This window comes from Pseudomonas sp. B12(2026) (assembly GCF_057767015.1).
On the sequence record NZ_CM173430.1, the window covers coordinates 5406434 to 5418872 of the forward strand.

Sequence of the window (12439 nt, forward strand, 5' to 3'; positions counted from 1 at the left end):
TCTCCAATACGGGCGAGATGTCTCTTGTAGGAGCGAGCTTGCTCGCGAACAGCCCCGCTGCGGAGTCCGGTTCGCGAGCAAGCTCGCTCCTACGAAAAGCAAATTCACAGCTCTTCGCCGTGACGAATGACGCGCTTGGGCAGGTCGCCGCCGAGCCAGTAGGCCAGTTCGGCGGGGCGCTGGATGTCCCAGGCGATGAAGTCGGCGACCTTGCCCGCCTCCAGGCTGCCGTGGCTGTCGGCCAGGCCCAGGGCGCGCGCGGCGTTGAGGGTGACGCCGGCCAGGGCCTCTTCCGGGGTCAGGCGGAAGGCGGTGCAGGCCATGTTCAGCATCAGGCGCAGGGACAGCGCCGGCGAGGTGCCGGGGTTGAGGTCGCTGGCGATGGCGATGTTAACGCCGTGCTTGCGCAGGGCGTCCATCGGCGGCAGCTGGGTTTCGCGCAGGACGAAGAAGGCGCCCGGCAGCAGCACCGCGACGGTGCCGGCTTCGGCCATGGCGATGGCGTCGCTTTCGTCCATGAATTCCAGGTGATCGGCGGACAGCGCGCCGTAGCGCGCGGCGAGGCTGGAGCCGTGCAGCGAGGACAGCTGCTCGGCGTGCAGCTTCACCGGCAGGCCCAGGCGTTTGGCGGCCTGGAACACCCGCTCGACCTGCGCGGGGGAGAACGCCAGGTGCTCGCAGAAGGCGTCCACCGCGTCCACCAGCCCTTCCGCGGCCAGGGCCGGGAGGATGTGCTGGCAGACCTGCTCGATGTAGTCGTCGGCGCGCCCGGCGTACTCCGGCGGCAGCGCATGGGCGGACAGGCAGGTGGTGCGCACCGTCACCGGCAGCGCCTGCTCCAGGCGGCGGGCGACGCGCAGCATGCGCCGCTCGCTTTCCAGGTCGAGGCCGTAGCCGGACTTCACTTCCAGCACGGTCACGCCGTCGGCCAGCAGCGGCCGGGCGCGCTTGATGGCGCTGGCCAGCAGTTCGTCCTCGCTGGCCTCGCGGGTGGCACGCACGGTGCTGGCGATGCCGCCGCCGGCGGCGGCGATCTCGGCGTAGCTGACGCCGTTCAGGCGCTGCTCGAATTCACCGCTGCGATCGCCGCCGAACACCAGGTGCGTGTGGCAGTCGATGAGGCCCGGGGTGACCCAGGCGCCGCCCAGGTCGGTGCTCTGCACCTGGAGCTCCGGCAGTTCGGCGCGCGGGCCGATCCAGGTGATGCGCCCGCCTTCGGTGATGATCGCGGCGTCCTCGATGATCGAGTAGCGGCCGTCCCGCAGGGTCGCCGCGTGGCAGTGCTGCCAGAGGTGTTTCATTGCAGTCTCCCGATGCTCGCGCCGACGTTGTGCAGCGCCGCCGGGTCGGCCAGCAGCTCGGCGGCGCGGGCGATGTCCGGCGCCAGCCAGCGGTCGCTGTCGTAGGCCGGCACCTGTTCGCGCAGCAGGCTCCAGGCGCAGTCAGTGCCGCTGCCGAAGCGCTGCGGCTTGAGGAATTCGAATGCCTGCGCGGCCAGCAGGTATTCGATGGCGAGGATGCGCCGGCTGTTGTCCAGGGCGCGGCCGAGCTTGAGCGCGGCGCTGGTGCCCAGGCTCAAGTGGTCTTCCTGCAGGCCGGAGGTGACGAAGTTGTCCACCACGGCGGGCTGCGCCAACTGGCGGTTCTCGCCGGCCAGGGAGGCGGCGACGTACTGGGCGATCATCATCCCGGAGTTGACGCCCGGCTGGCTCACCAGGAACGCCGGCAGGCCGCTGACCAGCGGGTTGACCAGGCGGTCCAGGCGGCGCTCGGAGACCCCGCCCAGCTCGGCCACGGCGATCGCCAGCAGGTCGGCGGCCATGGCCACGGATTCGCCGTGGGGGTTGGCCTGGGACACCACGCGGTAGTCGTCCGGCGAACCCAGCACCAGCGGGTTGTCGGTGGCGGAGTTGAGTTCGGTCTCGATCTGCCGCGCCGCGTGTTCCAGCTGGTCGCGGCAGGCGCCGTGGATCTGCGGCATGGAGCGGATGCTCAGGGCGTCCTGGGTGCGGATGCCCTTGTTGCTGGCGATCACTTCACTGCCTTCGAGCAGCGCGCGCAGGTTGGCGCCGACCTTCTGCATGCCCGGGTGCGGCTTGAGCGCGATGATTTCGGCGTCGAACGCGTCGATCTGCCCGCGCAGGGCCTCGAAGCTCATCGCGCCGATCACGTCGGCCCACTGTGCAAGGCGGGTCGCCTCGTCGAGGGCGAGGCAGCTCAGGCCGGTCATGCACGGCGTGCCATTGACCAGGCAGAGCCCGTCCTTGGCGCCCAGCTGCACCGGCTCCAGGCCTTCGGCGGCCAGGGCGCGGGCGGCGGGAACGACCTCGCCGCGATAGCTCACGTCACCGATGCCCAGCAGCGCCACGCCGACGTGGGCCATGTGGGTCAGGTAGCCCACCGAGCCCTGCGCCGGCACGCGCGGGGTGATGCCGTGGTTGAGCAGCGCCAGCAGCGCTTCCACCACACGGCGGTGCAGGCCGGATTTGCCGTGGCTGTAGTTGGCGATGGCCGCGGCGATGATCGCGCGGGTCTGTTCGTCCTTCAGCGGCTCGCCCACGCCGCAGGCATGGCTGAGCAGCGTGTTGCGCGACAGCTGTGCCAGTTGCTCACCCTGCAGCACCACGTTGCACAGCGCACCCAGGCCGGTGCTGATGCCATAGGCCCGCTCTCCCCGGCTGACGATGCGCTCGACGATGCCGTGGGCGTTGTCGATGCGTGCCCAGGCAGCCGTCGACAGGTGCAGGCGCGCGCCCTGGCGCGCCACCGCGACCAGGTCCTGCCAGCGCAGCGGACCGTTGCCGAAGGTGATGGTGGAAGAGGACGACATGCGGAACTCCTGTAGGCGGGGAAGCTCCTTCCCCGCCGGCGAATGGCGTTGGAACCTGTTAAATGTCTGCCTGCGCTTGCTCATGCTGCGTTAAAAGCAGGCTCAAAATGCTCATTTACCACTCCTTTTTCGCCTGCTTTTGCCTTGCCTGAGCCACGCTCGGCGCGACTTCCAACAGGCTCTTACAGCGCAGCGACGCGGCGCTGGACGAAGCGGTCGACGTACTCGTCGGCGGGCTTGTGCAGGATGTCGGCGGGCGCGCCCACCTGGATCAGCTGGCCGTCCTTGAGGATGGCGATGCGGTTGCCGATGCGCACGGCTTCATCGAGATCGTGGGTGATGAAGACGATGGTCTTGTGCAAGGTCTTCTGCAGCTCCAGCAGTTGGTCCTGCATGTCTGCGCGGATCAGCGGATCGAGGGCGCTGAAGGCTTCGTCCATGAGGATGATGTCGGTGTCCGCGGCCAGTGCGCGGGCCAGGCCGACGCGCTGGCGCATGCCGCCGGAGAGCTGGTGCGGGTAGGACTTCTCGTAGCCCTTCAGGCCCACGGTGGCGATCCAGTGCAGCGCGCGCTCCTGGCACAGCGCCTTGCTCTCGCCACGGATCTTCAGGCCGTAGGCGACGTTGTCGAGCACGCTCTTGTGCGGCAGCAGGCCGAAGCTCTGGAACACCATGCTGATCTTGCGCCGGCGGAAGTTCTCCAGCGCGGCGGCGTCGTAGGCGAGCACATCCTCGCCATCCACCAGGATCTGCCCGCTGGTGGGGTCGATCAGGCGGTTGAAGTGGCGCACCAGGGTCGACTTGCCGGAACCGGACAGGCCCATGATGACGAAGATTTCCCCGGCCTCGATGGACAGCGAGAGGTCGTTCACCCCGACCACGCAATCGGTGGCGGCGAGCACCTCGGCCTTGCTCTTGCCCTGGCGGATCATCGCCAGCGCCGCGTCGGCCTTGGCGCCGAAGATCTTGTAGACGTTCTTGACCTGGATCTTGCTCATTTGCTGGCCTCATGGTGGCGCGAGCGGCCGTAAGCCTGGGTGATGCGGTCGATGACCACGGCGAGGATGACGATGGCCAGGCCCGCTTCCAGGCCCTTGCCGACGTTGAGGGTCTGGATGCCCACCAGCACGTCCTCGCCCAGGCCACGGGCGCCGATCATCGAGGCGATGACCACCATCGACAGGGCCATCATGGTGGTCTGGTTGATGCCGGCCATGATGCTCGGCAGCGCCAGCGGCAGTTGCACGCCGAACAATTGCTGGCGGCGGTTGGCGCCGAAGGCGGTGATGGCTTCCATCACCTCGCGGTCGACCTGGCGGATGCCCAGGTCGGTGAGGCGGATCAGCGGCGGAGCGGCGTAGATCACGGTAGCGAATATCGCCGGCACCTTGCCCAGGCCGAACAGCATCAGCACCGGGATCAGGTACACGAAGCTGGGCATGGTCTGCATGATGTCCAGCAGCGGCAGCAGCACGGCGCGGAAGCGGTCGCTGCGCGCGGCGACGATGCCCAGCGGGATGCCGATCAGCACCGAGATGATAGTCGCGACCATCATCAGCGCGAGGGTCTGCATCAGCTTGTCCCACAGGCCGACGGCTCCCACCAGGAACAGCAGCCCGACGATCACCACGGTCGGCAGGACGCGCCGGGTGGCGTGCCAGGCGATGCCGGCGACGATGGCCAGCATCAGCCACCAGGGAGTGGCTCGCAGCACGCTCTCCAGGTTGACGATGGCCCACAGCAGGGTGTCGGAGATGTGGCGGAACACGTCGCCGTAATTGGTGACCAGGGCATCGACCCAACCGTTGACCCGGTCGGCGATGGAGAAAGTGAAGCGTTCGGGAAACATGGCACGTACTCGTCAGGAGTGGGCATCGCCGGAGGAGCAGCGCTCCTCCGGATTCGGCGGCGTGAGCACCTGTCCCTGATCTGCTGCGCTCGGCCAGGCGGCATTGAAAGCCGGATCGGACTGCTCATTTACTGTGTGTAAGCTCCGCGTCCTCATCGCCTTTCGCCTTGCCTGGCCGTCACTCGCGACGATCAGGGCTCGGGCGCTCAGAGCGCTGCCTGGACCTTCTTCGCAGCGTCCTCGCTGACCCAGGTGGTCCACACCTCCGGATGTTCCTTGAGGAAGGCCTTGGCCAGTTGCTCGGAGGTGAGCTTCTCCTTGGCCATCTTCGCCAGGTTCTGGTTCAGCAGGTCGATGGGCAGATTGACCTTCTCCAGCACGGCCACCAGTTCCGGAGCCTGGTCGTGGAAGGTCCTGGACAGACCGACCTGGATCTTCACGTCCTTGTTCACGCCCGGCTCATCCAGCTTCACCAGGTCGGCCTGGCCCATCAGCGGCGTCGGCGACCAGTAGTAGAAGAGGATAGGCTCCTTGCGCTTGTAGCTCGACAGCACGGCGGCATCCAGGGCCGGGCCGGTGCCGGGGCGGAAGTTGGTGTATTTGTCCTCGAGGCCGTACTTCTTCAGCATCTCGGAGTTTTCCAGCTCGCAGGTCCAGCCGGCCGGGCAGTTGTAGAAGCGGCCCTTGCCCGGCTCTTCCGGGTCGCGGAACAGCTCGGAATACTGCCCAAGGTCGGTCACGGCCTTCAGGTTCGGCGCCTTGGCTTCGATGTTGCGCGCCTTGTCGCCCTCGATCACGAAGCGCGGCACGTACCAGCCTTCGGTGGCGCCGACGATGGGCGCGCCCACGCCGATCACCTTGTTGGCGGCGGCGGCCTTGTTCCAGGCGTCGCTGCGACCGATCCACTCTTCGCTGAAGATCTGGATGTCGTTGTTCGCCAGCGCCTGCTCCATGGTGATGGAGTTGCCCGGCAGGCTGTCGGTTTCGCAGCCGTAGCCGTTTTTCAGGATGATCTGCATGAGGTCGGTGAGCAGCATGCCGCTCTCCCAGTTCAGCCCGGCGAACTTCACCGGCTTGCCGCTCTCGCACCAGCCGGCGGCCTGGGCCGAAGCCATGGTGCCGCCCAGCAGACCGGCGGAAAGGAACAGGCCCAGCAGCGTCTTCTTGGTGTTGTTCATCTGATGCTCCTAAACGTGAATGAGGTTGGGCAGTGCAAGGGCCGCGCGGGCTTGCGGCCGCGCGGCCGGGCCGGTCTGTTCAGGTGCGGACCGGCAGGATCAGCCGGTCCGGTACTGCCCGCGTGACACGCCGGGCGACCAGGTAATAGAGAACGGCCGGAACCACGAGGCCGATGATCCAGGAGATATCCACGCCACCCAGCGCATCCACCAGCGGACCGGTGTAGAACTTGGTGGAGATGAAGGGCAGCTGTACCAGCACGCCGATCACGTAGACGCTGATGCCGGGGATGTTCCAGCGGCCGTAGCGGCCATCGGGGTCGGCCAGCGCCGGCACGTCGTAGTGCTCGCGGGTGATGCAGTAGTAGTCCACCAGGTTGACCGCGCTCCACGGGGTGAAGAAGGCCAGCAGGAAGAGGATGAAGGACTTGAACGCGCCGAGGAACGAATGCTGGCCGAGCAGCGCGATCAGGGTCGCGGCGCCGACGATCAGCAGGACGAACACCAGGCGCTGCAGGCGGCTCACTTCCAGATGGCCGCGGAAGCCGCTGATCACCGTGGCGATGCACATGAAGCTGCCGTAGGAGTTCAGCGTCGAGATGGTGATCTTGCCGAAGGCGATGCTGAAGTAGAGCAGTGCGGCGACGGCGCCACTGCCGCTCAGGCCGACGATGTAGGCCACTTCATGACCGGCGAACTGCCCGTTGGCCCCAGCCGCGGCGAACACGCCGAAGATCATCGCCACCTGCGCGCCGATCACCGAACCTGCACCCACGGCGAGGAAGGTCTTCAGCGAGGAAGTGCTGCTCGACAGGTAGCGTGAGTAGTCGGCGACGTAGGGGCCGAAGGCGATCTGCCAGGACGCGGCCAGGGATACCGCGAGCAGGAAGCTGCTCCAGCTGAAGTGGCGGATCTGCAGCAGCGCGCCGACATCGGTCTGGCTCATCAGGCGACTGAACAGGTAGACGAAGGCGATCACCCCGATGACGCTGGCGATGCGGCCGATGACGTGGATCACCCGGTAGCCGAGCACGGTCACCAGCACGATGACGCTGGCGAACATCAGGATGCCGACGCTGTCGCTGACGCCGAACAACTGGCCCAGCGCCTGGCCGGAGAGCACCGTGCCGGTGGCGGTGAAGCCCAGGTACATCAGGCACACCAGCACGATGGGAATGGCCGCGCCGTAGACGCCGAACTGCACGCGGCTGGAAATCATCTGCGGCAGGCCGAGCTTGGGCCCTTGCGCCGCGTGCAGCGCCATCACCCCGCCGCCCAGCAGTTGACCGATCAGCAGGCCGATCAGCGACCAGAACACGTCGCCGCCCAGCACCACGGCCAGGGCGCCGGTGACGATGGCGGTGATCTGCAGGTTGGCGCCCAGCCACAGGGTGAACTGGCTGTAGAGCTTGCCGTGGCGCTCGGCCTCGGGGATGTAGTTGATCGAACGCACTTCGATCAGGGGTTTGGAGCTATCACTGGCCTGGGACATCGTTATTGTTCTCCCGAAGGGAATTCTTGTCTGTCGATGTACTGCTTCTTTACGGACCGGGCCGCCGCACCACGCCGCGCGGCGGCCCTCTCCCTGGTCCTGACTGGCTGTTACCGCATTACTTGCCGGTGATCATCGGCAGGTTCAGGCCCTGCTCCTTCGCGCAGTCGATGGCGATCTGGTAGCCGGCGTCGGCATGGCGCATCACGCCGGTGGCCGGGTCGTTGGTCAGCACGCGGGCGATGCGCGCGGCAGCTTCGTCGGTGCCGTCGCAGACGATCACCATCCCCGAATGCTGGGAGAAGCCCATGCCCACGCCGCCGCCGTGGTGCAGCGAGACCCAGGTGGCGCCGCTGGCGGTGTTCAGCAGGGCGTTGAGCAGCGGCCAGTCGGACACGGCGTCGGAGCCGTCGGCCATGGCCTCGGTCTCGCGGTTGGGACTTGCCACCGAGCCGGAGTCGAGGTGGTCGCGGCCGATCACGATCGGCGCCTTCAGCTCGCCGCTGCGGACCATTTCGTTGAACGCCAGGCCGAGCTTGGCGCGCTGGCCCAGGCCGACCCAGCAGATGCGCGCCGGCAAGCCCTGGAAGCTGATGCGCTCGCGGGCCATGTCCAGCCAGCGGTGCAGGTGGGCGTCGTCGGCGATCAGCTCCTTGACCTTGGCGTCGGTCTTGTAGATGTCCTCGGCGTCGCCCGACAGCGCCGCCCAGCGGAACGGGCCGACGCCACGGCAGAACAGCGGGCGGATGTAGGCCGGGACGAAGCCGGGGAAGTCGAAGGCGTTGTCGACGCCCTCTTCCTTGGCCATCTGGCGGATGTTGTTGCCGTAGTCGAAGGTCGGCACGCCCTGTTTCTGGAAGTCGAGCATGGCTTTGACGTGCACGGCCATGGACTGCTTGGCGGCCTTGACCACCGCGGCCGGTTCGGTCTGCGCGCGGTCGCGGTACTGCTCCCAGGTCCAGCCGGCCGGCAGGTAGCCGTTGAGCGGGTCGTGGGCGGAGGTCTGGTCGGTGACCATGTCCGGGCGCACGCCACGGCGCACCAGTTCCGGGAGGATTTCGGCGGCGTTGCCGTGCAGGGCGATGGAGATCGCCTTGCCTTCGGCGGTGTATTTGGCGATGCGCGCCAGGGCGTCGTCCAGGTCCTTGGCCTGCTCGTCGACGTAGCGGGTCTTCAGGCGGAAGTCGATGCGGCTCTGCTGGCACTCGATGTTCAGCGAGCAGGCGCCGGCCAGGGTCGCGGCCAGCGGCTGGGCGCCGCCCATGCCGCCGAGGCCGGCGGTGAGCACCCAGCGGCCGGTGAGGTTGCCGGCGTAGTGCTGGCGGCCGGCCTCGACGAAGGTTTCGTAGGTGCCCTGGACGATGCCCTGGCTACCGATGTAGATCCACGAGCCGGCGGTCATCTGGCCGTACATGGCCAGGCCCTTGGCGTCCAGTTCGTTGAAGTGCTCCCAGTTGGCCCAGTGCGGCACCAGGTTGGAGTTGGCGATCAGCACTCGTGGCGCGTTGGCGTGGGTCTTGAACACGCCGACCGGCTTGCCGGACTGCACCAGCAGGGTCTCGTCGTCGTTCAGTTCCTTCAGGGTGGCGACGATCTTGTCGTAGCACTCCCAGTTGCGCGCGGCGCGGCCGATGCCGCCGTACACCACCAACTCCTTCGGATTCTCTGCCACCTCCGGGTCGAGGTTGTTCATCAGCATGCGCAGCGGGGCTTCGGTCAGCCAGCTCTTGGCGTTCAGCTGGGTGCCGCGCGGGGCACGGATTTCGACGTCGCGGTATTTGGTCACGGAAGGCTCCTTCGCTTGCTCAGGTCGGTGGCCGTGGAGGCGGCCCGGCGGTTCGTTCGACGGTGCCGAGAGACTCGCCACCATCATGTCTATGCTTGTATGTACAAGTATAAGCAAAGCAGAGGCCAACCTTGACTGGAGGGACACTCAGCCAATCGAGAAAAATGATCAACCAGTTGATTTATAAGGAATAAAACTTGAATTGCACAAATCATGACCGACTGGCAGAAACGGCCATCCTTCAGATAACCGCACCAGAAGAAGGCTTACCTGCACCGTTTCGTGGCGTTCGGTAACACCACTCGCTACCAAGGGACACAAGTTGTATAGACAAGTTATTTCCGAGCAGGAAATGGAAGTCAGCAGCGGCGATGTTCGCGAGCAAGCTCGCTCCTACGAAGAGCGGGCCGGCGCAGGCCCTGTAGGAGCGAGCTTGCTCGCGAACCGCCGTTGCGCATCACTTCAACGCCGCGTCGATCTTCGTCGCCGCCTCTGCCGACACCCAGGTCGACCACAGCTCCCGATGCTCGCGGAAGAACTTCGCCCGCACATCCGCCACATCACGATGATGCTCGGCCATGTCCGCCAGCAGCGCGTTGAACAGCGGCAGCGGCAGTTCGACCTTCTCGAACACCTGCACCAGCGCTGGCGCCTTGTCGTGGAAGTCGCGAGACACGCCGATGCTGATCTTCGCCGGCAACGAGCGCGAGCCCTTGGGGTTGGGGTCGTTCGGGTCGGTCAGGGTCTTCCAGGCCGCTTCACTGAACGGCGGTTCCTCCAGCTGCACGAGCTTGAAACGCCCCAGCAGCGGCGTCGGCGCCCAGTAATAGAAGAGCACCGGCTTGCCCTGGGCGATGGCCGAGCTGATCGCCGCATCCAGCGCGGGGCCGGCGCCGGTGCGGAAGTTCACGTAGCTGTCAGTCAGCCCATAGGCCTTGAGCTTCTGCGTGTTGACGATCTCGCAGGTCCAGCCGGTGGGGCAGTTGTAAAAGCGGCCCTTGCCCGGCTCCTCGTCATCCTTGAACAGCGCCTTGTATCTGGGCAGGTCACTGACAGACTTCAGGTCCGGCGCGGAAGCCTTGATGCTGCGCCCGGCATCACCGTGCACCACGTAGTCCGGCACCCACCAGCCTTCACTGGCGCCCTTCACCGTCTCGCCCACGGAGAACACCTGACCGGCCTTCTCCGCCTGCTGCCAGACGGTGCTGCGTCCGGCCCACTGCTCGCCGGTGACCTGTATATCGTTCTGCTTCAACGCGTTCTCCATGGTCACGGTGTTACCCGGCACCGCGTCGGTCTGACAGCCGTAGCCCTTCTCCAGGATGAAGCGCAGAACCTCGGTGGTGAACATGCCGCTCTCCCAGTTCAGCCCGGCGAACACCACGGGTTTCGGATAGGGGCAGCCAGCGGCAAGGGTCTGCGCGCACAGGCCGAAGGCCAGCAGCAGCGCGAACAGGCAACGGGGGGCGGACATGGGCGTCTCCGGGCGCGTTGGTGTCCCATTGGGTTTAGCCGCCGATCCGCGATTTGCCCACAACCATCGGACTGGAAATGCCACCGGAGGTGACATTCACTTCATCCAGAATCACTACGCAGCAGGGTGAACCACGGTAGCCCGGGCCCGGGCGTACCATGGCATAGCGATTGCTATACCTGTATATACAGGAACCTACTACGGTAACACTTCCACCGAACCCAGGATGCTGACATGCCCGAAACCCTGCTCCTGACGCCCGGCCAGTTCGACCTCGACCAGCTGCGCGCCATCTACCAGCACCAACCCGACCTGCAGCTCGCTGACCAGAGCCACGAGGCGATCCTGCGCAGCGCGCAGACGGTCAGCCAGATCATCGCCGACCAGCGCACCGTCTACGGCATCAACACCGGCTTCGGCCTGCTGGCGCGTACCTCCATCGCCGAGGACCAGCTCGCCACCCTGCAGCGCAACCTGATCCTCTCCCACTGCACCGGCACCGGCCCGCTGCTGGACGACGCCAGCGTGGCGCTGATCATGGCGCTGAAGATCGGCTCCCTGGCGCGCGGCTTCTCCGGCGTCGGCCTGCCGGTGATCGAGACGCTGCTCAAGCTCTACAAGGCGCGGGTCTACCCGTGCATTCCGTCGCAGGGCTCGGTGGGCGCCTCCGGCGACCTCGCGCCGCTCGCGCACATGTCCTCGACCCTGCTGGGCGTCGGCCAGGTGCGTCACCAAGGGCGCATCCTCGAAGCTGCAGAGGGCCTCGCCATCGCCGGCGCCGAGCCGCTGGTACTGGGGCCGAAGGAAGGCCTGGCGCTGATCAATGGCACCCAGGTCTCCACCGCTCTGGCCCTGCGCGGGTTGTTCGCGACGGAGAAGCTGTTCATCTCCGCAGTGGTCGCTGGCAGCCTGACAGTGGAAGCGCTGAAGGGCTCGTTCGTGCCCTTCGATGCGCGCATCCAGGAAGTGCGTGGCCAGCCGGGGCAGATCGCGGTCGCCGAGCTGTACCGCGATCTGCTGCACGACAGCCCGATCAACCAGTCGCACATCGACTGCAAGCGTGTGCAGGACCCGTACTCCCTGCGCTGCCAGCCTCAGGTAATGGGCGCCTGCCTGGATCACCTGCGCTTCGCCGCGGGCGTTTTCCTGCGCGAGGCCAATGCCGTTTCCGACAACCCGCTGGTGTTCAGCGCCGACGGCGACGTTCTGTCAGGCGGTAACTTCCATGCGGAACCGGTGGCCATGGCCTCCGACGTGCTGGCGCTGGTGATCTCGGAGATCGGCGCGCTGTCCGAGCGCCGCATCGCCCAACTGGTGGACCCGGCGATGTCCGGGCTGCCGGCCTTCCTGGTCAAGGAAGGCGGCCTGAACTCCGGCTTCATGATCGCCCAGGTCACTTCGGCGGCACTGGCCTCGGAGAACAAGACCCTGGCACACCCGGCCTCGGTGGACAGCCTGCCGACCTCGGCGAACCAGGAGGACCACGTCTCCATGGCCACCTTCGCCGCCCGCCGTCTGCTGGACATGGCCGGCAACAGCGCCGGCGTGGTCGCCATCGAGCTGCTGGCCGCTGCGCAGGGCGTGGACTTCCACACACCGCTGCAAAGCTCGCCGCAACTGCAGGAAGTGCGCACGCTGATCCGCAGCCAGGTGCCGCACTACGAGCAGGACCGCTACTTCGCCCCGGACATCGCCGCGGCGCGGGCGTGGGTGGAGGATGGCGTGATGAGCCGCTGGATCGATTATTCGCGGTTGTACGCCTGACAGGAGATCGACGGCGTTTTACGCCATCGCGGGCAATGGCCCGCTCCTGCACGGAGCGGCGCCATT

The 12439-nt window shown here is 66.6% G+C and carries 9 protein-coding genes; 1 reads left to right on the plus strand and 8 read right to left on the minus strand.

Annotated features, from left to right (window positions below; genetic code table 11):
* Nucleotides 1-104: 104 nt before the first annotated feature.
* The 8 genes from hutI to AC3B6A_RS25165 form a co-directional block, all read right to left on the minus strand.
* Nucleotides 105-1301: an imidazolonepropionase gene (hutI, locus tag AC3B6A_RS25130; RefSeq protein WP_488399811.1), complete on the minus strand. Its 1197-nt coding sequence runs from the start codon at nucleotides 1299-1301 to the stop codon at nucleotides 105-107.
* Complete coding sequence (hutH, locus tag AC3B6A_RS25135) at nucleotides 1298-2830, minus strand: histidine ammonia-lyase (RefSeq protein WP_488399812.1); 1533 nt, start codon at nucleotides 2828-2830, stop codon at nucleotides 1298-1300. Before hutH (AC3B6A_RS25135) ends, hutI begins: the two co-directional genes overlap by 4 nt.
* 182 nt (nucleotides 2831-3012) lie before the next feature.
* A complete protein-coding gene (locus AC3B6A_RS25140) occupies nucleotides 3013-3828 on the minus strand; it encodes a quaternary amine ABC transporter ATP-binding protein (protein ID WP_192225162.1) in 816 nt (271 codons plus the stop codon).
* On the minus strand, nucleotides 3825-4679 hold the full coding sequence (locus AC3B6A_RS25145; RefSeq protein WP_488399813.1) for an ABC transporter permease: 855 nt from the start codon (nucleotides 4677-4679) through the stop codon (nucleotides 3825-3827). The genes AC3B6A_RS25140 and AC3B6A_RS25145 overlap by 4 nt, the downstream gene beginning before the upstream one ends.
* A gap of 206 nt (nucleotides 4680-4885) precedes the next feature.
* Nucleotides 4886-5794: an ABC transporter substrate-binding protein gene (locus AC3B6A_RS25150; RefSeq protein ID WP_488403705.1), complete on the minus strand. Its 909-nt coding sequence runs from the start codon at nucleotides 5792-5794 to the stop codon at nucleotides 4886-4888.
* 142 nt (nucleotides 5795-5936) lie between these two features.
* Nucleotides 5937-7349 (minus strand): purine-cytosine permease family protein, encoded by a 1413-nt coding sequence (locus AC3B6A_RS25155; protein WP_488399814.1) that lies wholly within the window; start codon nucleotides 7347-7349, stop codon nucleotides 5937-5939.
* A gap of 118 nt (nucleotides 7350-7467) precedes the next feature.
* Entirely contained in the window at nucleotides 7468-9135 is a 1668-nt protein-coding gene (gene hutU / locus AC3B6A_RS25160) for a urocanate hydratase (RefSeq protein ID WP_488399816.1), read from the minus strand.
* Between the two features lie 457 nt (nucleotides 9136-9592).
* Nucleotides 9593-10609: an ABC transporter substrate-binding protein gene (locus tag AC3B6A_RS25165; RefSeq protein ID WP_488399817.1), complete on the minus strand. Its 1017-nt coding sequence runs from the start codon at nucleotides 10607-10609 to the stop codon at nucleotides 9593-9595.
* 234 nt (nucleotides 10610-10843) lie between these two features.
* Between AC3B6A_RS25165 and hutH (AC3B6A_RS25170) the strand changes: the two genes are divergently transcribed.
* Entirely contained in the window at nucleotides 10844-12373 is a 1530-nt protein-coding gene (hutH, locus tag AC3B6A_RS25170) for a histidine ammonia-lyase (protein WP_488399818.1), read from the plus strand.
* The last annotated feature ends 66 nt before the right edge of the window (nucleotides 12374-12439 follow it).